18 protein-coding genes and 1 tRNA gene are annotated in these 25,925 nt (G+C 30.2%); 2 read left to right on the top strand and 17 right to left on the bottom strand.

Going from position 1 to position 25,925, the window contains the following annotated elements; translation table 4 throughout:
• Nucleotides 1–29 precede the first annotated feature (29 nt).
• Nucleotides 30–1,958, bottom strand: coding sequence for a threonine--tRNA ligase (gene thrS / locus CP520_RS00435; RefSeq protein ID WP_096862519.1), 1,929 nt, complete (start codon nucleotides 1,956–1,958; stop codon nucleotides 30–32).
• 376 nt (nucleotides 1,959–2,334) lie between these two features.
• On the opposite strand from thrS, the gene CP520_RS00430 reads away from it, so the two are divergent.
• Nucleotides 2,335–3,150, top strand: coding sequence for an SDR family oxidoreductase (locus CP520_RS00430; RefSeq protein WP_096862518.1), 816 nt, complete (start codon nucleotides 2,335–2,337; stop codon nucleotides 3,148–3,150).
• Nucleotides 3,151–3,250: 100 nt separating this feature from the next.
• On the opposite strand, the gene pyk is transcribed toward CP520_RS00430, so the two are convergent.
• From pyk to deoD, 7 genes are all read right to left on the bottom strand, one after another.
• Nucleotides 3,251–4,681 (bottom strand): pyruvate kinase, encoded by a 1,431-nt coding sequence (gene pyk / locus CP520_RS00425; protein WP_096863116.1) that lies wholly within the window; start codon nucleotides 4,679–4,681, stop codon nucleotides 3,251–3,253.
• A gap of 82 nt (nucleotides 4,682–4,763) precedes the next feature.
• The gene (gene pfkA / locus CP520_RS00420; protein ID WP_096862517.1) at nucleotides 4,764–5,738 is read right to left on the bottom strand and encodes a 6-phosphofructokinase; all 975 of its coding nucleotides are present in this window, start codon (nucleotides 5,736–5,738) and stop codon (nucleotides 4,764–4,766) included.
• 122 nt (nucleotides 5,739–5,860) lie between these two features.
• On the bottom strand, nucleotides 5,861–6,763 hold the full coding sequence (gene pnuC, locus CP520_RS00415) for a nicotinamide riboside transporter PnuC (protein ID WP_096862516.1): 903 nt from the start codon (nucleotides 6,761–6,763) through the stop codon (nucleotides 5,861–5,863).
• Nucleotides 6,764–6,848: 85 nt separating this feature from the next.
• Nucleotides 6,849–7,829, bottom strand: coding sequence for a nicotinamide riboside transporter PnuC (gene pnuC / locus CP520_RS00410; protein WP_096862515.1), 981 nt, complete (start codon nucleotides 7,827–7,829; stop codon nucleotides 6,849–6,851).
• 135 nt (nucleotides 7,830–7,964) lie between these two features.
• Nucleotides 7,965–8,879, bottom strand: coding sequence for a nicotinamide riboside transporter PnuC (gene pnuC / locus CP520_RS00405; RefSeq protein ID WP_096862514.1), 915 nt, complete (start codon nucleotides 8,877–8,879; stop codon nucleotides 7,965–7,967).
• A complete protein-coding gene (gene pnuC, locus CP520_RS00400; protein WP_096862513.1) occupies nucleotides 8,879–9,856 on the bottom strand; it encodes a nicotinamide riboside transporter PnuC in 978 nt (325 codons plus the stop codon). Before pnuC (CP520_RS00400) ends, pnuC (CP520_RS00405) begins: the two co-directional genes overlap by 1 nt.
• A gap of 127 nt (nucleotides 9,857–9,983) precedes the next feature.
• Nucleotides 9,984–10,706: a purine-nucleoside phosphorylase gene (gene deoD / locus CP520_RS00395; RefSeq protein ID WP_096862512.1), complete on the bottom strand. Its 723-nt coding sequence runs from the start codon at nucleotides 10,704–10,706 to the stop codon at nucleotides 9,984–9,986.
• A gap of 160 nt (nucleotides 10,707–10,866) precedes the next feature.
• Here deoD and CP520_RS00390 point away from each other — a divergent pair, with 160 nt between their 5' ends.
• The gene (locus tag CP520_RS00390) at nucleotides 10,867–12,552 is read left to right on the top strand and encodes a phospho-sugar mutase (RefSeq protein ID WP_096862511.1); all 1,686 of its coding nucleotides are present in this window, start codon (nucleotides 10,867–10,869) and stop codon (nucleotides 12,550–12,552) included.
• A 50-nt stretch (nucleotides 12,553–12,602) separates the two neighbouring features.
• On the opposite strand, the gene CP520_RS00385 is transcribed toward CP520_RS00390, so the two are convergent.
• The 9 genes from CP520_RS00385 to CP520_RS00345 form a co-directional block, all read right to left on the bottom strand.
• Nucleotides 12,603–13,262 (bottom strand): Fic family protein, encoded by a 660-nt coding sequence (locus CP520_RS00385; RefSeq protein ID WP_096862510.1) that lies wholly within the window; start codon nucleotides 13,260–13,262, stop codon nucleotides 12,603–12,605.
• A gap of 76 nt (nucleotides 13,263–13,338) precedes the next feature.
• A complete protein-coding gene (locus tag CP520_RS00380; RefSeq protein ID WP_096862509.1) occupies nucleotides 13,339–15,039 on the bottom strand; it encodes a hypothetical protein in 1,701 nt (566 codons plus the stop codon).
• A 155-nt stretch (nucleotides 15,040–15,194) separates the two neighbouring features.
• Nucleotides 15,195–17,612 carry a leucine--tRNA ligase gene (gene leuS, locus CP520_RS00375; protein WP_096862508.1) on the bottom strand — a complete coding sequence of 806 codons (2,418 nt, stop codon included), beginning with the start codon at nucleotides 17,610–17,612 and terminating at the stop codon, nucleotides 15,195–15,197.
• 107 nt (nucleotides 17,613–17,719) lie between these two features.
• Nucleotides 17,720–17,796 (bottom strand) — tRNA-Ile (locus CP520_RS00370).
• A 120-nt stretch (nucleotides 17,797–17,916) separates the two neighbouring features.
• Complete coding sequence (locus tag CP520_RS00365; RefSeq protein ID WP_096862507.1) at nucleotides 17,917–19,131, bottom strand: sulfite exporter TauE/SafE family protein; 1,215 nt, start codon at nucleotides 19,129–19,131, stop codon at nucleotides 17,917–17,919.
• Between the two features lie 58 nt (nucleotides 19,132–19,189).
• On the bottom strand, nucleotides 19,190–21,136 hold the full coding sequence (locus CP520_RS00360; protein WP_096862506.1) for a TSUP family transporter: 1,947 nt from the start codon (nucleotides 21,134–21,136) through the stop codon (nucleotides 19,190–19,192).
• Nucleotides 21,137–21,301: 165 nt separating this feature from the next.
• Nucleotides 21,302–22,690, bottom strand: coding sequence for a TSUP family transporter (locus tag CP520_RS00355; RefSeq protein ID WP_096862505.1), 1,389 nt, complete (start codon nucleotides 22,688–22,690; stop codon nucleotides 21,302–21,304).
• A gap of 984 nt (nucleotides 22,691–23,674) precedes the next feature.
• Nucleotides 23,675–25,006: a phosphatase PAP2 family protein gene (locus tag CP520_RS00350; RefSeq protein WP_096862504.1), complete on the bottom strand. Its 1,332-nt coding sequence runs from the start codon at nucleotides 25,004–25,006 to the stop codon at nucleotides 23,675–23,677.
• 110 nt (nucleotides 25,007–25,116) lie between these two features.
• Complete coding sequence (locus CP520_RS00345; protein WP_096862503.1) at nucleotides 25,117–25,854, bottom strand: SDR family oxidoreductase; 738 nt, start codon at nucleotides 25,852–25,854, stop codon at nucleotides 25,117–25,119.
• Nucleotides 25,855–25,925: the final 71 nt, after the last annotated feature.

Raw genomic sequence — 25,925 nt, 5'->3', positions numbered from 1 at the left:
TTCCTATTTTTTAGGAATGCTTTAATAAATTATTGTTTTTCAGCAACTTGTTTTGAAACTAAATCATAGAATTCGTTTGCTGGAATGGTTGTTTGTTCTTCACTTCCATATTTTCTGTATGTAAGTGTATTGTTATCAATTTCGTTTTTACCTAAAACTAATTGATAAGGAATTTTATGAACTTGAGCATCACGAATCTTGTAGCTTAATCTTTCATCTCTTAAATCGATGTGTGAACGTAAGTGACGTTTTTTAAATTCTTGACGTATTTGTTCTGCATATTTTTCAGCATCAGTTCCACCAACAGGAATAATTTCAATTTGGTTTGGAGCTAATCAAACTGGTAAAACACCTTTAGTTTGTTCTAATAAAGTAGCTACGAATCTTTCATAAGTTCCGATTAATCCACGGTGAATCATAATTGGGCGAGTTAATTGCCCTTTTTCATCAACATAGGTTAAATCAAATTTTTCTGGTAATAAGAAGTCTAATTGAATTGTTGAGATTGTGATTTCGTGGTTTTGAGCAGTTTTAGCTTGAATGTCTAATTTAGGTCCATAGAAAGCAGCTTCTCCAACCATTTTTTTGTATGGTAAGTTTAAGTCTTTTAATACACCTTCTAATTCAGCTTCAGCACGGTCTCACATTTCATCATTTTGATAGTATTTTTCTTTATCTTCAGGATCACGAACTGAGAAACTTAAATAATCAATATCAATGTGGAAAGTTGCTAAAACTTCTTCGATTAATTTGTAAATTGATTTAAATTCTTCTTCAACTTGATCTGGGCGAACGAAGATGTGTGAATCAGTTAATTCCATCGCACGAACACGTTCTAGTCCAGTTAATGAACCAGATGATTCATAACGGTGTTGTAAAGCATGTTCTGCATAACGTAATGGTAAATCACGGTATGAACGTGGTTTTGAACGATAAATTGCAATGTGGTGTGGACATGACATTGGTTTTAAAACAAATTCTTCATTTCCAGCTTTAAATGGTTGGAACATATCATCACGATAGTGATCTAAGTGTCCTGAAGTACGGTATAAATCTAAAGTTCCAATTACTGGAGTTTGAACTTGAACATAATCATACTCTCATTCTTTTTCTTTTAAGTAATCTTTAATAGTATCTTTTAAGATTGTTCCGTTTGGTAATCAGATTGGTAATCCTTGTCCAATTAATGGATCAAAATCAAAGATTTCTAAAGTTTTGTTAATTTCACGGTGGTCTCTTGAGCGTCTATCTTTTAAGATTTCTTCTTTTTTATCTAATTCTTTTTTAGAAGTTGCAGCTAATCCGTGAATTCTTTGTAACATTACGTTTTTTGAATCATCTAATCAATAAGAACCAGTTAATTGTTGTAAGTGGATTTCTTTTAATAATTTATCTTCAACACAAATTGGTTCTGAAGAAACAATTTTATAAGTATCATTAATTGTTGTCACAATTGCATACCCTTTTTTATAAATTTCTTCATCAGCAGTATGTAATTGATAAGTATTTAATCCTAAGTCATTAGTTTCAGTTACTTTTTTGTTTTCAATTTTGATATCAGTTGTTAATAATTTATTAACTTCGTCTTGAATTTTTGAAACTTGTTCTAATTTCAATCTTTCGTCTCTGTGGAATGTAAAAGCAAATTCATATTCATCAGCATTGTAAAATACTTCAGCAATTTGAGCATCTTTAAATACTTGATCAGTTGCATAAGCACTGATTGCAGCAGCTGTTGATGAGATGAATTCATCATACATTCCTTCTTGTTTGTTAGTTACTAATTCTAAAGTACAATCTTTATCAACTAAATAATCACTAGCTACTTTTTGGTTTCCATCAATAACGGCTCCAACTGTAGCTTTTTTTAATGAAACAGCGATGTTTTCAGCTATTTCTTTAACTGTTAAAGCTTTATCAAATTCTTTAACGCTTCCATCTAATAATGTAATTTTCATTTCTATTTCCTCCAATAAAAAAGCTCCTAGCTTCAATTAGCTAGGAGCGAATAAAACGCGGTACCATCCTACTTATAGATTTTCATCTATATCTCTCAAGATTTATCGATAATCTATTAAACGTTACCTTGTTTTATAAATGGTAGTAATCTTAAGATTTTAATCCGCTAACTTCACACCAACCGTTAGCTCTCTGCATTGATTAAAGGTTCTTAAAACCGTGTCCATCAAGATAAATATTTTATTAAGTTAATTTAATTATAATCACTATTTTTAATAGTTGAAATAGATTTTTGAAATTAATTAGTTTAATTAGCAAATCACAAAAATCATAAATTTTCATAAGAGTATAATTACCAACAAGAGGTGAAAAAATATGGAACAAAAAGTATGATTTATTACTGGAGCTGGAAGTGGTTTTGGTGCTATCTTAGTACAAAAATTACTAGCAAGTAATAATAAAGTTATTGCCAGTTCTAGAAAGTTAGAAAACTTTAAAGAAATTAATAATCCAAATTTTTTAGGAGTTGAAATTACTAAATTAGCTGATGCTAAGCAAGTAAAAGATGCTGTTGAAAAAGGAATGGATAAATTTGGTCGTATCGATGTTTTAATGAACAATGCAGGATATGGACAAGCTGGAGCTTTTGAAGAAGTTTCACCAGAAAGAATCAAAGATGAATTTGATGTTAATCTTTTTGGAATGATGAATGTAACAAGACGCATTCTTCCAATTATGAGAAAACAAAAACAAGGAAGAATTATTAATGTTTCTTCAACTTGAGGATTTACAACTGAAGCTGGATGAAGTACTTATAATGCTTCTAAATTCGCAGTTGATGGATGAACCCTAGCTTTAGGAGAAGAAGTTAAACAATTTGGGATTGATGTAACTTCATTAATGCCTGGAGCATTTAAAACTGGTTTCTTAAAACAAAGTTTAATTCAACAAGATGAACATATTCCTGATTATGATAAATTCGATGAATGATTAAAAGCTTATGTTAATGATCCTGCTAATCGTGGAATTGATCCTGATGATGCAATGGACGTTGTTATCAAACTAGCAAATATGTCAAATCCGCCAAAAAACCTATTATTAGGTCAAGGAGCAATTGATATGGCAAAAGCTAAAGATAAATATTGAGAAGAAGTTATTAAAACTTCAGAACAAATCAATTTTGGTAAATAATTAATAAATTAGAAATGACACTTCGGTGTCATCTTTCTTTTGAATAACAAAAAAATGAGGTAAAACCTCATTTTCTTTTAATTATTATTAATTCTTAAAATTAAGCAACAGTTAATTCAGTAACATTTCCAGCTTTAATAGCTAATACTTTGTCCCCTGATTTTGCTCCTCAAGTTTTAGCAATTTGTGACATTGCAGCGTCGTCAACTTTAGTTAAGTCAGCAACTTTGTTCATGTATACTGAAGCTCATGCTCCAAATGCAGTTCATAATCTTTCTGAAGTTGAAACTCCTAAGATTGCTAAGTTTGGACGGAATTTTGATAAAGTTTTTAATAATGCTCCATCTTCGTCTAATACTACTGCGAATTGGTATTTTCCATCGAATGCTAAGTCTGAAACTTTTGATGCGATATCAGCGTTTGCTCCTGTAGTAGTTTTACGTGATTGTTCAACTAATGCTTTGTAGTTTGCTTGATCGTAGAAATCAATTTCAGCTCTTTTATCAATAGTTGCCATTGTGTTAACAGTGATAAATGGGTAGCTTCCTGCTGCAGTTTCTCCTGATAACATAGTTGCATCAGCACCAAACATTACAGCTTCATAAACGTCAGTAACTTCTGCACGAGTTGGTGCTGGGTTATCTGTCATTGTGTCTAACATTTGTGTTGCAACGATTACTGGTTTTCCAGCAACTCTACATTTTTCAATGATGATTTTTTCTCATTGAGGTACTTCTCAGTAAGGGATTTCTAATCCTAAATCTCCACGAGCAACCATGATTCCATCTGCAGCTGCAATAATTGCATCGATGTTGTTGATTCCAACTTGTGATTCAATTTTTGCAAAGATTTGAATGTCTTCTTGGTTGTTTGCTTTGAAGATGTCTCTGATTTCTTTAATGTTGTCAGCAGTGTTAACAAATGATGCTGCTACGTAGTCAACTTTTTGTTCACATCCGTATTTTAAGTCAGCTTTGTCTTTGTCTGCTAAGAATGGCATTGAGAAGTCAACACCTGGTAAGTTAACACGTTTGTTAGTTTTAACAACGTGTGGGTTGAATGCAGTACACATTACAACTCCTGGTTTAACTGAGTCAACAGTCATTTCTAATTTACCATCGTCAATTAATACAACATCTCCAGGTTTTAAATCTTGAGACATGTCGTAAGCAACAGTCATTTCACCTTGTCCACAATCTTTGTTTGCGTATGAATCTGCATCAGTGTAAATAGTAATTTTTTGACCAGCACTTACTTGTTGTGCTCCGTCTTTAAATTTACCAACACGGATTTCAGGTCCTTTAGTATCTAACATGATTGAGATTGGTTCGTTTTTTGATTCACGTAAAGATTTTGCAGATGCAATTCTTGCTCCGTGTTCATCATATGAACCGTGTGAGAAGTTTAAACGAATTGTGTTCATTCCGTTTTCGTATAATTTTTGAATATCTTCTGTATTGTGAGTAGCAGGACCAATTGTTGTAACAATCTTAGTTCTTTTTACTCTTTTTGCTAAGTCAGCTTTTGTAATCATTTTTAAGATCTCCTCTTCTTTTTACATTGTTAATTGTATATTTTTTTGAAGAAATATACACCTTTATTAGACTAATCTCTTAAAAGATTTCGTTGATATCTCTAACAACTTTAATTTCTTGTGATTTATCTTTTCTTGGCATGTTTAAAGTTGCTTCAATATCACGAGCAACTAACTTACCATTTTCTAATCCAACAAATAGTCCACCTTTACCAGCAACTAGTTGTTCAACCGCAAATACACCACATGCAGTTGCTAAAACTCTATCCATTGCAGAAGGAGTTCCCCCACGTTGAACGTGTCCTAAAACAGTCGCACGAGTTACATATCCTGATGCAGCTTCAATGTCTTTTGCTAATTGTTCTGAAGTAAAGTCATACATTTTTTCACTTACTAAAACAATTACTGATCTTTTTCCTTCATCATGTAATTTTTTAACTTGTGATAGAATTTCTTCTTTTGTTAATTTTGATTCTGGAATTGAGAAAATGTCAGCTCCTGTTGCAGCAGCAGCATATAATGGTAAATCTCCACAACCATTTCCCATGATTTCAACAACAGCAGCACGGTTATGTGATTGCATTGTGTCACGAATTTTATCAATTGATTCAACAACAGTATTTAAAGCTGTATCAAATCCGATTGTGTAATCTGATGAAACAATATCGTTGTCAATTGTTCCTGGTAAACCAATACAATTGATTCCCATTTCAGTAAGTCTTTGAGCTCCCATGTAGCTTCCATCCCCACCAATTACAACTAAAGCTTCGATTCCTTCTTTTTTAAGGTTATCAACAGCAACTTGTCTTACTTTTTCTTCTTTAAATTCTGGTAAACGAGCAGAACCAATAGCAGTTCCTCCACAGTTCATGATACTAATTGCAAATTCAGGATCAATTTTTTCCATGTTGTTTTCAACTAATCCTTTGTATCCATCATAAACAGCATAAGTTTCGATACCTTTAATTTTTGCTTCACGAACAACAGCAGCAATCGCAGCGTTCATTCCGGGAGCATCTCCACCTGATGTTAAAATTCCAATTTTTTTAATCATAATTATCTCCTTTTAATTTCCATTACTTTTAACTTCTAAATAATAGAACTCTTATAAGTATTTTTACATACTTTTATTATAACCTTTACCACTTTTTCTTTAAGAAAAGATTACAAATAAGTTTATTTTTTTAAACTAGCTTTTCATAAATCAATTTTAGGTTTATAAATTGGTTCTAAACTTCTTTTATAGATACCAACAAAACACATAAAAACTCAAATTGAAAACTGAATTAACATATTAATATTTAAAGTAGCTTTTCCAGCTAATCCACTAAATTTAAGCACTTTTACAATATCCATTCATAATCAAACATAAAATTGTTGTGATAAGTTAATTAATTGCATCACATAACCAACTGTATTTAAACCATTTGCAACTCCATCAAGAATTTGTAAATTCTTTCCATTAACATCTGGAGTTCTTAATAAATATTGGTTATTAGTTTTACCAAATAAATCAGTTGAAGCATTTGGCAAAGCTCAATATCAAAACATGGTGATAATAAATGAAAGTACTAAAAGAATTGAATAGAAAATTAAATTATATTTTCACCCTTCTTTTTTGGCTTGGCGTTTCCCATAACCCTTTTTCTCAAATAAATATCAACCAATTGGAGCTCCAAAGAAACGAATGAAGTTCATAAAAAAATCCCCAACATAACCAACAGATAAAGCAAATAAACCAAAAAAGAAGAAGTTAATTGCTCCTCAAAAGTATTGTGAAACCTTATTTTGAGAAATCATAATAATTGCAATTACCCCAGTAAAAGCGGCTAACCCATTTAGTGAATAAAGTATAGCTATAGTTATAGCAGCACTTTGCGTTTTACCAAACTGAGAACCTTTATCTAATACCTTATGATATTGTTGTAGCGGTAAAAAGACAGTTTCATAAACGTTTTTGACAGAAACAAAATTAAAAACAACAATTGCGATTGTTGATAGAACTAATAATCATTTAAAGAATGAAGAAAGATTCATAATATCTTTTTTAACATTATTTATCCCAAGAAAGTTTTTCATTGTTTTTATCTTATTTCCTTTTTTCTCTTTTGGAAAAATTATATATGAAAAGAAGCAAGCTCATGTCAAGCTTGTTTCTTAATTATTATTTTTTAAATAAACTTTTAAAGTTACGTTCATATAATCCATATAAAGCAATGATTAATCAAACCCCGAATTGAATTAACATGTTGATATTTAAAGTATCAGATCCAGCTAATCCTGTAAATTTAAGAACTTTAACAACATCAACTGCTAGTCAAACATAAAATTGTTGGTTTAAGTTAGCAAGTTGCATTCCATATCCAACAGTTTGCATTCCGTTTGCAACCCCATCAAGAATTTGTAAGTTTTTACCATTGATGTTTGGATTGTTTAAACCACCTAAGATTGGGGTTCCATCTGCATTTAGTTGCCCGTTTAAATATTGATTGTTATTTTTACCAAATAAATCAGTTGAAGCATTTGGTAAAGCTCAATATCAGAACATTACAACAATAAACATTACAACAATTAAGATTGTGTAAAAGGCTAAGTTAAATCTTCAACCTTTAGTTTCTTGTTTTCTATTTCCATAGCCAACAACTTCAAAAAGGTATCATCCCAAAGGTGCTCCTAAAATTAGAATAATGTTCATGAAGAAGTCCCCAACATAACCAATTGAAAGTGAGAATAATCCGAAGAAAATCGCATTCATTAATCCTCAGAAGTATTGTGAACCTTTGTTAAAAGTCATCATAGCTACTGATAATAAACCAGTAAAGGCTGCAATTCCGTTTAATGAATATAGAACAGCAATAGCTGTAGCAGCACTTTTAGAGTTCCCAAATAATGAACCATGAGCTAAAACATTATCATATTGTTGAGTTGGTAAAAAGACTGATTGTCCTTGTTTAGCATTAACTGAAACAAAGTTAAAAACAATAATAATAACTGTTGCCACAACTAAAAACCATTTAAAAGCATTAGGAATTGATTTGATATCAGATCAAATATTTTTAACTCCTAAAAAGTTTTTCATTTTTAGTTTAAAGTCTTTTTGTTTTTGAATTTGTTCAGGTGTTTTTGTTTGTTGTTCTTTTTTCAAAGTTTAATCACCTTATCTATTTTGCTTTACACATTGTTTTAATTGTACCAATCTTAATTTTGTTTTGAAATTATTTTTCTTATCTATTAAAACAAAAAAAACAATCTATTAAGAGATTGTTTTAAAGTTTATTTCTTAAATAAAGGCTTGATAAAGTTTTTTTAAACTTCTATTTCATAATCCAGTTAATGATAAAGTAAATCAAACTGAAAATTGAATTAACATATTAATATTTAAAGTTGATTTACCAGCAACTCCTGTGAATTGAAGAATCTTTAAAGTATCTACAAAAGTTCAAACATAGAATTGTTGGTTTAAGTTCATCATTTGTAAACTAAATCCAGTTGTATTTAAACCATTTGTCATTCCATCAAGAATATGAATTGCTTTTCCATTTCTTCCATCACTATCAGCATAAGGAGTGTTTTCATGAAATAAATCACTTCCTGCATTTGGCAACGCTCAGTATCAAAACATAATCACAATAAAGGCTACAAGAATAATAATGATAGCTGATGCCAAATTATATTTTCATCCTTTTGGTTGTTGATTTCTTTTACCAAAACCAGCAACTTCAAATAGATATCAACCAACCGGGGCAAATAATAAAAGGATGATGTTCATAAATAAGTCCCCAACATATCCAACAGATAAAGCAAACATTCCAAAGAATAATGAGTTTATCATTTGTCAAAAATATTGTGATGGTTTATTGAAGTTAATCATAGCAACCATTAAAACTCCAGTAAATGCGGCTATACCATTGAATGAATAAAGTATGGCTACAGCGGTTGCTGCTGATTTACTATCACCAAATACAGATCCATTTTCTAGAACTCAACGATATTTTTGTAATGGTAAAAAGACTGTATTAAAGTCTTTGGTCACTGAAACAAAGTTAAATACGATAATAACAATGATTGAAAAACCAATGAAATATTTAAATCCTTTAGGAAGACTTTTAAGATCATCTCCAATAGTTCTAACTCCTAAAAAGTTTTTCATTTTGGCTTTAAAAACTTGGTTTTCTTTAGTTTGATTTACAACCATTATTTAGTTTTCTTATCAAACAAAGGCATAATAACTTTTTTCAAGTTACGGTTTCATAAACCAGTTAATGATAAAGCGAATCAAACTCCAAATTCGATTAACATGTTAACGTTTAATGTTGATTTTCCAGCTAATCCAGAGAATTGTAATATTTTTAAAATATTTACACAGAATCAAACATAGAATTGTTGGTTTAAGTTAGCCATTTGCATTCCAAATCCAACAGTGTTTAAACCATTTGTCATTCCATCAAGAATTTGGATGGTTTTACCTTTATGATTTCCATCAGGTCAGTTTGTATATCAACCTTCCCCTTTTGGGAATAAATCTTTTGTAGCTCCAGGTAAAGCTCAATATCAAAACATGATTACAATAAAGGCTAATAAAATTAAAATTGAATAAAATGCTAAATTGAATTTTCAACCTTTCGCATCTTGTTTTCTGTTTCCAAATCCAGCAACTTCAAATAAATATCACCCAACTGGTGCAAATAATAAGAGAATGGCATTCATTAATAAGTCTCCAACAAATCCAACTGATAAAGCAAACATTCCGAAGAATAATGCATTAACCATTTGTCAGAAATATTGCGAAGCTTTATTGAAGTTAATTAACGCAACCATTAATACTCCTGAGAAAGCAGCAACCCCATTGAATGAATAAAGTATGGCTACAGCAGTTGCAGCTGATTTACTATCTCCAAATAAAGATGGTGTATTTCCATCTAATACCCCACGGTATTTTTGTAAAGGTAAAAATACAGTACCTTCATTATTTGTAACTGATACAAAGTTAAAAACAATGATAACTACAATTGCTATAGCAATGAAATATTTAAACCCCTTTGGTAAACTTTTTAGATCAGAACCAATTGTTCTAACTCCTAAAAAGTTTTTCATTTTTGTTTTAAAAACTTGGCTATTGCCATTCTGATTATCATCAGAATTTTTGACAGACTTCGTTTGTGTTTTTGTCATTTTTATAAACTCCTTAACTAATAACTAATTCCCTTTTAGGATTAATGATAACAAACAAAAATAGAAAAATAAGCATCAACTTTAAATTTCTCAAAAAAAATACAACCAGATGTGGTTGTAAGAATTATTATAAAGTTTCGTTAATTTTTAAAGCTGTTTTTAAAGCTAACTCACACATGTTGTCAAAACCATTTTGACGTTGTTGGGGAGTTGCAATTTCATCACTTGTAAATGAATCTGAAATAGTTAATAAACAAGCAGCTTTCTTATTTAATAAAATAGCATTACTGAATAAAGCATATGTTTCCATTTCAACAACATCTAAGTTTCTATCTTTTGCAAATTTTAAAGCATCAAAACTTTCTGGGTTGTAAAAAATATCACTACAGTGAGCTTTTCCATGCTTTAAATCAACTTTATTATCAATTGCAACTTGATTGATTAGTTCATATAAATCTTTTGATGGGCGAACATCTCTAGTATTAGCTCCACCACTTTCTTTGAAGAAATCATTTTCTCCATGAGTTTCTTCAACTTGGAAGATATCAAATAGTTTTAAATCTTTATTATAAGCTCCAGCAGAACCAACTCTAATAATGTAATCAACATCATAGAATTTATAAAGTTCGTATGAATAAATTCCCATGCTTGGAACTCCCATTCCATGTGATCCAACAGTTAAAGTCATTCCTTGATATTCTCCAGTGTAAAATAACATGTTTCTAACACTATTAACTAATTTTGGATTTTCTAAATAAGTTTCAGCAATTCTTTTTGCTCTTAAAGGGTCTCCAGCTAAAATACAAACTTTAGCAATTTCACCTTTTTTAGCTTCAATATGTGGTGTCATTTCTCTCTCCTTTTGGTTTTAATTTTATTGTTCTTAAAAGTAATTATAATAGTATTATACAACACTACAATTTATAAGACTTGAAGGTTTTATTTTCTGTAGTGTAAAGATATTGATTTATCTTGTTTATTTTTTTAAATAAATAAAAAGGAGAAATAAAATGAGTTTTGATAAAAACAATAAAGATTATCAACAATGATCGAAACAAGAAGATTTAGATAAAGAGTTAAAAACCCTTTTATCTAAATATAGTTCTGGAGAACTTGAGAGTGCTTTTGGAATTGAACTAGAATTTGGGACTGCTGGAATTAGAGGAATGCTTGGCGCTGGTCCTGGCCGTTTTAACATTTATACAATTAAAAAAGTTACTAGAAGTTATGCAAAATTATTAAAGAAAAAATATCCAAACCAAAGTGATTGAAAACGTGGAGTTGTGATTGGTCATGATAACCGTCATAACTCAGCTAAGTTTGCAAAAACTGTAGCTGAAATTCTTTCAAGCGAAGGAATTAAAGCTTATTTATATGCTGATAATAAAATGCAACCAACTCCTGTTGTTTCTTTCTCAACAAGAGCTATGAATTGTATTGGTGGAGTTGTGATTACAGCTTCTCATAATCCAGCAGAATATAATGGTTATAAAATTTATGATGAAACTGGTTGTCAATTAATGCCAGAAGACACTGATTTTATTGCTAAAGAAATGGATGAAATTAAAGATATCTTATCTTGAACTTATGAAGTTAATGACAAATTAATGGAAGAAGTTCCTCATCATATTATTCATGAATATGAAAAAATGATTAACAACTTACAATTCCATAAGCATGAAATTAGTAAACATGGATTAAGAATCATTTTTTCAGCTGTTAATGGAACTGGAACAGAATACACCCCGAAAATCTTACGTCACCAAGGCTATGATGTGATTGAAGTTGAAGAACATGCTAATGAAGATGAAACTTTTAAAAATGTTGGAAACCCAAATCCAGAGTTCCCACCAGCATGACAAATTCCTTTAGCTTATGCTAAAAAACATAATGCTGATTTAATCTTAATAAATGATCCTGATGCTGATCGTTTAGGAGTTGCTACTTTACACGATGGTCAAATGGTTATTTTAAATGGGAACGAAGTTGGAGCTTTATTAATTAATTGAAAATTACACCAATTAGATTTAAAGAAAAAAATCCCAACTAACCCTACTATGTATTCTTCATTTGTCACAAGTGATTTAGGAGATAGAATTGCTCATGAACAATTTAATGTTGAAGTTGTTAAAACTTTAACTGGATTTAAATGAATGGGAAATGAAATTAATAAAGAAGCTAAATTAGGAAGAAACTTTGTTTTTGCTTATGAAGAATCAATTGGTTATGTAATTGATGATTCAACCAGAGACAAAGATGGAATTCAAGCAGCAATTATGACTGCTGAAATGGCTTGAAATGCTAAAAACCATGATCAAAGTTTAGTTGATGTCTTAAATGATATTTATGATGTTTATGGTTATTACTTTACTTTCACTTTAAACTTAAACTTCTCACCAGAAGAAAAAGATTCTAAGATTAAACCAATTATGGAAGATTTAAGAAAAAACGGAATTGGTGAATTAGCTGGTGAAAGATGTGTTAAATCAGAAGATTACATTCATGGTTTATACAACATGCCAGGACAAGACTTATTAAAATTCTACTTTGAAGATAAAAGCTGAGTTGCAATTCGTCCTTCTGGAACAGAACCAAAACTAAAAATTTACTTTAACATCGTTTCAACTTCAAATACTCGTGCTGTTGAAAAAGGTCACAAGTTTGAAAAAGAATTAAGAAAAATGTTAAACATCTAGAACTTAATAAATTAAAAGTAACGTCTTGTGGCGTTACTTTTTTCGTATGCCTAATTTCTTTTTAAATACTCTTCAGTATAATCAATGGATTTTTTTAATGTTTGTAATAAGTTATTTAAGTTCTCATCTGAACAATTATTATAGTATTTGTTTAAATTCACATTAAATTCTATTAGATGATTTTTATCAATTGATAAAACTCCAATGTTATTAGAAATCAAAACTGAATTAGCAGCTAAGAAAGCAGTTCTCTTATTCCCATCTCAAAAAGGTTGTGAAGTGATTGAAAAAACTAAGAAATTAATTGCTCTTTCTAAAGGGTATTCAATATTATTAAGGCTTTGAATATTATCTATTCATTCTTCTTGGTTAATTGGCTGAATAAGTTCTTCTACCTCACCAACGCCAATGCTCTTTGTTCTATATTCACCAGCATTTAGAACTAAGTTCTTGCCAACAATTGAATTTATTTCTTTAATAAATTCAGGATCAATATATTGATGTTCTTCTGAAATAAGTTTTAATCAAGCATTCTTCAATCCATTAATAATATAAACATCGACTTCATCAACATTTTCAAGTTTAGCTCCATCAATAATTGCTTCTGTTTCTGGAAAGGTTGTCTTAATATTTTCGAATTGGGCTAAGTCATAAATAAGTTCTTTTAATTTTCTTATCGTTTTAAAGGTTGCTTCATTTTGTTTAATCATTCTCATCACTTCTCTCGTTAATTTATATTTTTACACAAAAAAAGATGTTCAATCACTTGAACATCCTAATTAGTTTTTATTTTGATTTTGATTCTTTATCAGATTTTTTAGCAGTTGTTTTTGCAGTTGGTGTTGGCATTTGACCAGCAGCTTCTTGCTTAGCAATTGCGTCTTGTCCTTCTTGAGCTAGTTCTGCTTTTAAAGCAATTCTACGTTTTCTTGAAGGTAATACTAAGTTATTTAGTAATACGTTAGAAATTGATAAGTAAATTCAGAATCCTACAGTGATACCAAAGGCAACACTGTTTCAAGTGTTAGCTTCTGATCCATGATCATAGAAGCTTCCATACATGTTGAAGCAGATACCTAATGCTCAGGCGATGATTGGTAATACAATACCATCAACGGCTAATTTACTTGTCATTCCCATTGGTGAAACGTTTCCGTCCATCAAAGTAGCAACAACATATAACATTAAGGCTGTAGTTAATACCATATTAGCAACAGCTGAGAATCAAGGTCACATTTTTGTAGCAGATGTATTTGGTGCTACGATTGAACCTAAGTTAATTACAGCGTTTAATCCAACAACAAAGCTAGATGCAGCTAAAGCTAAAGCTACGTAGTAACAAATAGCTGGAACAACTAATGATTTTCAGTTTACACGATACTGTGCTTTTGTAAACACAGATAAAGCGTGGAAGAGAATACCAAATAGCATTCAAACACCAAAGATTACAGCAGGAGCAGCTTTACCAGCTGAACTTGTACCTTTACTTAAGATTGGTAAAACAATTACCGCTACAATGATCATTGGAATAATAGCCAAAATCATTGCAATTGGGAATTTATACATTTCAAGTGAAAATAATTTTCACCCTAATTTAGATTTACTATTTGCATTTGTATCTAAAGCTTTGTAGTAAGCAATAACATATTTAGAACCGTTTGAAGTATATTCATAACCACGTTTAAAGTCAAAGAACATTTCATCAGGTTTCATAGAAATTGCTAAACGACGTTCTTTTTCATACATTTGTTTAATTGAATTTAAAACAACATCTGAAGGTTTGATGTAGATGCTCATATCTTGTTCTCTAATTAAAGAGTTCGCAATATCATCCATCATTGTATCTAAGAATTGTGGTTTAAAGGCTAATCCACTATATCCTGCGTATGCTGATTTGATTTGTTCATAATCACCTAATTGTAAGTATGAGTTCAAGCTGTATACGTAAGAAATAGTTTTTTGGTAGTTGAATAAAACGTTGTTTCTTCTTGCTTTGATGTAATCTTTGATTCCCATCACAGTTCCAAAGAATACTTGTTTTGTCAACGGTACAAGTAACCCAAATACCCCCCCAACTAACACTAATTTAAATGGTGTTAGGATTGAGTAAAGTAATGAGTCTGAAGCCATTAATCCAGTAAATTGGAATCCAGTAACAGTATAAGGTCCACCAGTGGCATCAACTGAAATATTTAGACCACTTTGGTGGTTAAGTAATCAAGCGCTACCATTGTTAATGGTCATACCTAATGCTATGTTTTTAGCATTAGCACCCATACCAGCGGTTACGTCGGCATTTAGTGACAACCCATTAAGAATTTCTGTTAATAAAGTTCCGTGTGGATTAGCAGCATTTAAAAGACCCATACCTTCGACATAAACTCCAGCTAACTTGTATAAAGCCATACTGTCAATTCATGCTGAATAACCGAAGTAGATAATGAAAACTGCAACTAATAAAACTAATTGTCTTGTTAGTTTTCTCATTTTTTTCTCCTTTTCTATTGAAATATAAAATATATTAATCTATCCCAAAATGTCTTCTATAGAGAGAAGATATTTAACCGTTAAAAATCGGTAACAACATGTATAGATAGAATTAATACTCTTATTTTAACACAATATTATTTCGCAACATTGTGTTACTTAGCAACAATATTCACGATTTTATCAGGTACAACGATTTCTTTAACAATTGTTTTACCTTCTAAGTTTGCTTTTACATTGTCGTCATCTTTGGCTAAGCTCAAGAGTTCTTCTTTGGACAATCCTTTATTAACTTCAGCTTTACCTCTAACTTTACCGTTAACTTGGAAAACAACTGTAGTTGTAGTTAACACAAGTTTTGTTGGATCAAATGTTGGTCATTGTTGTTGAGTGACACTAGGTTTATTACCAAGCATTGCTCACATTTCTTCTGAAATATAAGGTGCAAATAAACTTAACATTTTAATTAATCCTTCAACGTAAGGCTTATAGATAGTATTTTCTTCTTCTTTGTACATAGCGTTAACTAAGACCATAAGTTGAGAAATAGCTGTATTGAATTTTAGATCTTCAATCATTGAAGTAACTTTTTTGACTACTTCATTATATATGTAATCTAAGTGTCCATTATTAGTATCTGTGAAAGTTTGTGTGTCAATTAAACGATAAACACGGTTTAATCACTTCATTGAACCATCTAATCCTTCATAACTTCATGGAAGTGAAGCATCAATTGGTCCCATAAACATTTCATAAAGTCTCAAAGTGTCTGCTCCATGGGTTTCAACAATTTCGTCTGGTGAAATTGTGTTTCCTTTTGATTTAGACATTTTTTCTCCATCAGGTCCTAAAATCATTCCTTGATTAATTAGTTTTTGATAAGGTTCGCTGTAAGGAACAATACCAATATCAAATAAGAATTGGTTTCAGAATCTTGAATATAACAAGTGAGTGACAGCGTGTTCTTGTCCCCCAACATATAAATCAACTGGCATTCATTTTTTAAAACGTTCCATAGCTTCTGGTGAGTTAATATCAATTAATTGATTTGGTTTGTCAGTTAAGATATAAGCTAAGAAATATCAACTTGATGCTGCTCATTGCGGCATAGTGTTAGTTTCTCTTCTGTATTTAACTCCATCTAAATCAACATTGACTCAGTCTTTAAAGTTAGCTAATGGAGATTCTCCAGTTCCTGAAGGTTTAATATAATCACCATGAGGTAATTTAACTGGCAAATCTTGTTCTGGAACTAGGACAATATTTCCTTGTTCATCAAATAGAACTGGGAATGGTTCTCCATAAAAACGTTGACGTGAGAATAATCAGTCTCTTAAACGATAGTTTACTTTTGGTTCTCCAATACCTTTTTTAACTAAGATATCTTTGATTTTTTTCATAGCATCTTTTGGAGTTAAACCATCAAGTTCACCAGAGTTAATCATTTTTGATTTTCCAGTGAAAACTTTATCTTGAGTTTTTGTTTCCATTACAAATTTGATTGGTAAATCAAATTTTGTAGCAAAGTCTCAATCACGAGGATCGTGAGCTGGAACTCCCATGACTGCTCCTGAACCATAGTCATTTAAAACATAGTCAGAAATTCAAATTGGTAATTTTTCACCAGTTAATGGGTGAATTGCATAACTTCCAGTAAATGCACCAGTTTTAGGTTGTGATTCATCTTTTCTTTCTAAATCAGATTTACGAGATGTAGCATCAATATAATCTAAAACTTCTTTGGTATGTTCTTTTGTAGTAATTTCTGGAACAATACCATTTTCTGGAGCTAAAACTAAATAAGTAACTCCATAAATAGTGTCAGGACGAGTTGTGAAAACTTTTAAGTCATCACCTTTTTCAATTTTGAATTCAACTTCCATTCCTTCAGATTTACCAATTCAGTTTCTTTGTAATTCTTTAACTGATTCTGGGAATTGAGTATTATCTAAACCATCAAGTAATTTTTCAGCATATTTAGTAATTAAAAGTACTCATTGTTTCATTGGTTTTTTCTCAACTGGAAAACCACCAACTTCTGAAACCATTTGTCCATTTTTAATTTCAACTTCTTCATTTGCTAAAACTGTTCCTAAACCAGGACATCAGTTTACAGTTGCATATCTAATTTCAGCTAATCCATGTTTATAAAATTGTTCAAAGATTCATTGAGTAATTTTATAAAAGTTAGGATCAGAAGTAGTAACTTCTTTGTCATAGTCATATGAAAATCCTAATTTTTTTAATTGTTCTCTAAAAACATCAATATTTTTTAAAGTAAATTCACGCGGATCATTTCCAGTTTTTAAAGCGTATTGTTCAGCTGGTAATCCAAACGCATCATAACCAATTGGGTGTAAAACATCAAAACCATTCATTCTTTTATATCTTGCGATAATATCTGTAGCAGTATATCCTTTCACGTGACCTACGTGTAGTCCTGCTCCTGATGGATATGGAAACATATCTAAGATGTATGCTTTTTTATCGTGAGTATCTGTTGTTTTGTAGATATTGTTTTCTTCTCAATATTTACGTCATTTTTTTTCTATTGCTCTATGTGAAAAATCCATTGTTTATCTCCCTTTTGTATTTATTTATTTTACTATAAAACCCTCAAAAAATAAAAAAACACAAGACTTAAAAGTCTTGTGTAATATTGTTAATATTTTTCTTTAAATGGTCGGAATAATTGGACTTGAACCAACGACCTCTCCGTTATCAGCGGAGTGCTCTAACCAGCTGAGCTATATTCCGATTAACAACAACAATTACTATTCTAATGAAAGGTTTTTAATAAATCAATACTTTTCAAAAGTTTTTTATAAATTTTCAGTAATTTGTTGTTAAGTGGCTAAAACTAAATGTTTTTATACCCTATTTCATATCTGGAATGACATCGTCTGTGTCATCATTTCATCCATATTTTTTGAAGTCTTTTCCAAAGTCAAAAAGCATCATGAATGAACAGTAGAAGATAACTGCAACAGCAATTCATTTTAAGACGTTGTAGAATGTTTTCATTTCAACATCTCCACCAACTTGAATTCCAACAAAGATAATTAAGAAGGCTGCAAGAGTTCCAAAGACTCCACCAAATGTCATCATTAAGGCATCCTTTAAGTTGTAGTTTTTATCTTTCATATATTTAATGGCAGCTGGTGGCATCATTCCTGAAGCACTGGCTGACATGATTGCTAAAATAGCAGTTTGTGATAATCCTAATAAAGCTAAGATTGCTAAAGAAGGAGCAAAAATTCCTAATCCTAATGAAGAACAAATTCCTAAGAAGAAGTAAGCAATTAATCCAACTGCTAATCTTCATCCTCTTAATCCAGATGTTCCAATTCCATCAGCTGCAGCTTTAATAACTCCAACTTGTGGGTGAACTAAGATCATTAAAATCGCAAAGACAAATAACATTACTCCAGCAATTAATCTAAAGACTTGTGAGTTTACATATTTAGCGATAAATGAACCAACAATTCCCCCAACAATACAAATTGCCATCATGGTAATTAAAGTTACAATTTCAACATCAAAAGCAACTAAGAATAAAGTTGATTCTAGCATTTGTGGAACTGCATAACCAACAGTTAAAGTTCCTGGCATTAGTTTTGGTTTTAAATTCATTTTCAATGGTTTGTTTAATCCCATTGTCACTCCATAAGAACCAACTGAAATTACATCAGTAAATGATGCAATAAATCCAATTGATCCAGCAGAAGCTAAACCAGTTTTTGTATCTAAAATTAGATGTTTTTTAGCTGTTAAAACCAAAGCTATAGTAAAGGCGATAATTACCCCTACAAAAATCATGGCTATAACAAATGGTCCTACGTGATCTGCTATATTATATTTTTCTCACTTCGGTTCTGATGTACCTGGTACATAGTAAAGTAAACTGACAATTAACCCAATTAAAGTTGTGGTTAAAGCAGCTATTAAAGTTCCTACTAGTAGAAACGATTTTAAGTGTTTCATCTTATCATTTGGTGCTTTTAAAGTCACTAAATCAGTCGATGAAGTTTGTAACGCTGTTTTGGAAGCATCGGTTGTTAAATCTTGCTTCGCGCTTTTTTTGTCTTTCATAATTTCTCCTTTTTTCTAGCATTAAGAGATCAATTAGCATAGGCATGCTGTTGACCAGTTATTTTTTAACTTGTTTTTTCTTAACGCGAGGTAGTTTCTTAGTTTTTTGAACTTCAACTACCGGTTCTCTTTTATCAGAGTTTGGGTTTTTAACTCATTCCTCTTTTGGTAAGTTTTCTTTTTCAACAATTTCTTTAGTATCTAAAGAGTTTTTATATTTATTTAAGGTATCTAGATATTGTTGACGAATTTCGTTTGTTAAATTAGCTTTGTTTCTAATTTTTCCTAACGGTTGACGTTTGTTTGTTTTTTTCTCATTTTCTTTTTGTTCGTTGGCCGCTTTACGGTTTTTAAAGTATCCAAATAACATTGTGAATGATGAATAGAACATAACAGCAACTGTTAATCATTTCATGATTGAAGTATAAGCAACTCCATCAGATTTCATAGTTCCAGATCCAATTAATCCACAGTAGAAGAATAAGAAGGAAATGGTTGAACCAAAGATTCCCCCAAGCATTACTGCAAGTGAAGTTTTTGGCAAGTAGTTATTATCCTTATAGAATTTGTATGAAGTTACAGGCATTACGAATGCTGATGAACAAGTCATGATTGGAGTACAGTAAATTGTACTCATTCCTAATAATGATAAAACTAGTAAACTTGGAGCATAACTACCAATTCCAAAAGCCATTAAGACTCCGATTAATAAGAATGCTGGTACAGCTACAGCTCATCTTCATCCAATAATTCCTTTTGCTCCTTCTTTTGCAGCTCCAATTAAAGCGACTTGAGGAGTTGTTAAAATCATTACAATTGCTGCAATGATTAAGATTGAACCCATTACAAGTTTCACTCTTTGTGCATCAAAGTATTTAACAATAGTTGCTCCGAAATAAGAACCAACCATAGCGCATAATACTAAAACAACTAATGACACAATATTTGTATCAACTGCTGCTGTTAAGAATGCAGCTTCCATTGTATTAGGCACACAGAAAGCAACATTTGTTGTTCCTGGAATCATTGAATCATCTTTAATTGATTTTGTAGTTTTGAACATTGCTAAACTTGAAGCAAATGATCCAATCCCCATCATGTCAAAGAATGAAGCTAAGAATCCAATTGACATTAATGTTCCGGTTGGAGCATTTCTATCAATTACAATTCTTTTTGTTGATTTCTTGATTAAGAATCAAGTAAATCCAATTACTAATGCTACTGAAAGCATACAAATAATAAATCCTGGAATTGTATGGCTTGTAAATTGGAACCCATACCCTCCTGTTCATAATGAATCATTACCAAATTTATTAGTTTGTGGAACATAGTAAAAGTAGTTTACTAATAATCCAATTAATAATAAAACTGGTACTGAGATTACTAAGGTAATCATAATTGCTTGATAAGAAGCAGATCTTGAAGATTTAATAAATCCTTGGTTGATTACTTCTTGTTTTTGCATTAATTTTTCTTGTTTTTCAAGTTGTTTGGTTTGATAAGTATTTCTCAATTCATCAATTTTTGCTTCAGGCATATTATTTTTTTCATATGTCTTAACAACTTTATTCATTTCTCTTTTAGCTTGGCGTTTTTCATGTTTAATCTTGTGATTAATCTTACGATTTGCTCTTGAGAATTTTTTATTAATTTCTTTGATTTTATCGTGTTGTTGTAAGTCAGTTAATTCTTGATACTTAGCAACAATAAAAGAGGTATTGTAACTCAATTCATCTAAGATTTCGTTTTTTGAATCTTCAGCGTTTTTTGAGATTACTTCTTTTTGTTCTTTAAATTCATCTTTTGAAATAACATTTTGACGATATAAAGAACGAAGTTCTTTTAATTGGACTGATTGTAAATGATCAATCGCATTTAAAGCTTTAAAGTTATTTTGAATGTTGATATTATCTTCATCAATATCGCGTTCTAACTCTAAAAGTTTGTTTCAGTGTTCAGATTCAATACTTAAACTAGTGATTGGTTTTTCATGCTGAACTGACACCCGTTTCTTTTCAGGTTGTTCTATAAAAATCTCTCCCTTTTTATAAATGTTAATTTTATTTCCTTAAAATATTAATTAATTATACTAAAAAACACACTATGATAAAAATCATTGCGTGTTTTAAAATATTTATTATTTATAATAATACTCTTAAATTAAAGTTTTTTAGTTAGTTTTCTTCTTTTCTTCTGGTTTTTCAACCTTAGTTTTTCTTTTAGGATTTGGTTTTGAAGTATCAATATCTTTTAAGACTTTATCAACTGAATCTGAAACTAAATCTTCTTCTGAGTTCGGGTTTTTAACTCATTCGTCCATTGGAATATTTTCTTGTTCAACAATTGATTTAGTATCTAAATCATTACTATAACGATCTAGAGTTTTTTCATATTGTTGATTAATAGTTGGAGTTAAATCTTGTTTATTAACTTTGGTTAATGATTTACGTTTATTACGTTTTTTCATAGCTTCAGCTTTTTCACCAGCAGTTTTACGGTTTTGGAAATATTGAATAAACATTGTAATTGATGAATAGAACATTACAGCAATTGTTAATCATTTAACAATTGATTTATAAGCAACTCCATCAGCAGACATTACTCCAGATCCTTGTAATCCTGCATAGAAGAATAAAAAGGCTATGGTTGAACCAAAAATTGCTCCTAACATGGTTGTTAATGAGGTTTTTGGTAAGTAGTTATTATCTTTATAGAATTTATATGAAGTTACTGGCATTAAGAATGCTGAAGTACAAGTCATGATTGGAGCAATATAAATTAATCCCATTCCTAATAAACTTAATAATAGAATACTTGGAGCATAACTACCAACTCCAAAACTCATTAAGACTCCAATTAATAAGAACCCTGGAACAGCAACGGCTCATTTTCAACCAACAATTCCGTTAGCTCCACCAGCAGCTCCAATTAAAGCTACTTGTGGTGTTGTTAAAATCATTACGATTCCAGCAATAAATAAAGCACTTCCCATTACTAATTTAATAGTTTGAGCATTAAATTTATCAACTAAACTAGCTCCAATATAACTACCAATTACAGCAGCAACTACTAGAACTACTAGTGTTAAAATATCAACACTAATTGCTCCAACCAAGAATGATGCTTCCATCATAATTGGTGCACAAAATGACATATTTAAAGTTCCTGGTGTCATTTTGTCATCTTTAATAACATTTCCAGCTTTAAACATAGCAAGACCAGAAGCAAAACTTCCAACCCCCATCATGTCAAAGAAAGCGGCAATAAATCCAATACTTGCAACTTTGGCAGTATTAGTTTCACGATCGATTACGATTCTTTTTGCAGAGTGCTTAATTAAGAATGCTGTAAACACAAGAATCATCACTACTAGAATCATACTGATAATAAATCCTGGGGTTGTGACACTTGAAAATTCAAAGCCATAGCCACCATTATTTCATAAAGCATCTTTACCTGCTGCTATGTGTTGTTTATTAGTTTGTGGAATGTAGTAAAGATAATTTACTAATAATCCAATTAATAATAAGGTTGGAACTGCTACTAATAAAGCAATCATAATTGCTTGATAAGAAGTTGAACGACTAGATTTAATAAATCCGTCGTTAATTTGTTCTTGTTTTGCTAAAGTTTTTTCATGTTTTTTTAAGAAACGAATTTCATATTGTTCTTTTAATTCATTGATCTTTTCTTTTGAAACACCATTTTCTTTATAAGTTTTAACAACCTTATTAAGTTCTTGTTTTGCTAGTTTTTTATCTTGTTTAACTTTGCGATTAACTTTCTTTTGTTCTGTTGAAAGTCTTTTATTAATTTCTTTAATTCTCTTATGAGATTGTAAGTCGGTAAGCTCTTTATACTTAGCGACAATAAAAGATGTATTGTAGCTTAATTCATCTAAAACTTCGTTTTTAGATTCTAAAGCTTTATCGTTAATTAATGTTTTTTGTTTATCATATTCATCTTTTGAAAGATGTTGGTCATGATATAAAGTTTTAAGTTCTTTTAATTGAACTTTTTTTAATCTATCGATGGCTTTTAAAGCTTTAAAGTTATTTTGAATAGAGATGTTGTCTTCATCAATATCACTTTCTAAAGCTAATAGGCGATCTCAGTGTTCTGAATAGATATTTAAATCTTCAGCACTGTTTTCGATGTTTTTATTCTTGTCTGTTTCGATAATTATTCTCTCCTTTATAATTTGTTAACTTTTTAATATCTTTATTATTCTAACAAATTAAAGTGAATATCAAAAATCGAGCCATTTTCTGACATAAAAAAACTTGAACTTCATATTAAAAGTTCAAGTAATTAATTTTTAAAAAAGTTTGAATTACAGATTTGAGTAGAATTGTAATTCAAGATGATAAAAAGAATCGAAAAATTTTTCTAAGAACACAATCTTTAAACGATGCTAGATACACATAACGTTTTGTTTTGGGTTGATTAAATTCTTTTATCAGTTAAGAAATAACCTTTAACTTATTTAAAAGTTGATTTCCATTTCTCATTATAGAGGATTTTAAAAATTAATCTTTCTTTTTTATTTTGAAATTTTTTTAGCTTTTTTATTTTCTTTATTAACAGTATCTCTTTCATCTTTATAACTTATTTTTTTAACATAGTTATAACCAAATCAAGAACATAGTTTAAATAAGACTTTATCACATAGTAAATAAGCTAAGATAAATCAAACAGGCATCATAAATAATTGGAATGCCATATCACTTCATCAGTGCCCTGATGAAGAAACCAAAGCAAACATCATATCTAATAAATAGATAATTGCTATAACAAAAGCAATATAAATATATTTACGATTCTTTTTAATTTTTAAATTAGGTTTGGCAAAAACTCAAATTGTTGAACCTATAAAAATGGTTGCAGCAGTATGACCTGATGGGAAGGCATCTGATTTTGGTAACATTCCATAATCACCGGGAATATAAGCACCATCAATAGTAGTTCCACGCGTTCCAACATATCTTGAACCAAAGAATCCTCTTGCCTTATATCAAGGTTGAGTGATTTCAGGTGGAATATTATAAATCGCTTTATTAGGAGTTGACGTTAGTAAATCTGAATTTCCATCTAAAAATGTATATCCGTATTGGAATTGAGTTTGATTTAAATAAAAAGCTTTTCTCGCAATGTTTTCTGGAGCATTCAAATTGAAATCAGAGTCAAAAATAGTTTGTCAGTTGATATTAAAGTAATAAACTCTTCCAAATCCTGGTTTAAAAATCAAAATAATAATATAGTTAAAAGCTAACATGACAACTAAAATTAAAGCTCTTCTTCAATAATGATCGTCTAAAAATAAATCTGTTTTAGCAATTTTTGTTAGCATCATATAAGCCATGAATCAGTAAAAACTTCATTGTAAAACTAATGAAACAATAAAGATTGGAATTTGATAATCGCTTCCAATTAATAAAATTCAATCAAATTTTTTTCCAAATCCATAGTTAGCAAAACAAACTTTCATCATTACTGGAACTTCAATAGCAACAATGACAACAAATCCAACAACATAGAATCAAATTCTGTGATTTCTTCATTGCGCAAATCAATGACCCGGATGATGTCTTGCTATAAATAAAACATAAGATTCAAATAAAACTAAGAACATCAATATTAAACAAGTAATTACACCAACATTACCATCCATAATCGTATAAGCTTCTCATCCTCTAAAAATCTTATATTTCATACTTTTATACATAGTATCTGCAAATTTATAATCAACACTATAAAAAGAAGTAGCAATAAAACTACCAATTCCTAAAACAATAAAGATTCCAATTACACTAGTAAAGATAATTTTGTCTTTATGGTGATTTTCATTTTTTAATTTAACTAGTTCAAAACTCAAAACTTAATATTTTCCCAATTCTTTTAAAATAAATGTTTATTAATAATTTTATTATAAAGAAAAATAAAGGATTTCTCCTTTATTAGTTCTATATAAGTGTTTTTAAAAGCTTATCCAACTTGTTTAGTACTTGTTAAAAGCACTTCTTTAATTGAAACTTCTTGTGGTAATTCATAAATTTTTAAAATCATTTCAGCAATAAAGTTAGGATCTAATCCACCATTTACAGCTTCAATTTTTTCACTATATTCTTTTAAAGCATCCATATCAGTTGAATGTTTGGCTAAATCAGTTTGCACAATTCCAGGTTCAATTAAAGTAAAACGAACGTTGTTTTTAGCGTTTTCTTTTCTAGCTTCTTCAGTAATATAATTAACAGCTGCTTTAGCTCCGTTATAAATTGCATGATCAATAGAAGTATATCTTCCAGCTATAGAAGAAATGTTAACAATAGTTCCATGCTTTCTTTCAACCATATCTGAAAGAACACTATCCATTCCATTAATTACTCCTTTAACATCAATATCAATAGTGTCATATTTTTCACTTAATGGTTGAGTTAAATAACTTCCTAATGGCATAATTCCTGCATTATTAATAAATAAATCAACCTTACCATATTTACTTTCGGCTAATTTAATAGCTTGTTTAATTTCTTCAATTTCACGTACATCCACTTTTGCTGTTATCTTTTCTTCAATATCAGTATAACTATCTAAAATTTCTTTTCTTCTAGCCATTAATAAAACTGGATAACCTGCATCAGCAAAAGTATAGGCTAAACATTTTCCGATTCCAGCACTAGCACCAGTAATCGCTACTAATGGTTTATTTGTTTTTGTTGTCATAATAAAAATCCCCTTTTCTTATTGTTTTAGATTATAAAACAAAATTAAGAACTTTTAGCAATCTTGCTATA

Origin of the sequence: Mesoplasma lactucae ATCC 49193, from assembly GCF_002441935.1 — a bacterium.
Classification (GTDB): Bacteria; Bacillota_I; Bacilli_A; order Mycoplasmatales; family Mycoplasmataceae; genus Edwardiiplasma; species Edwardiiplasma lactucae.
The sequence above is the reverse complement of the archived record's forward strand: the minus strand, read 5'-3'. Positions and strand labels throughout refer to the sequence as shown.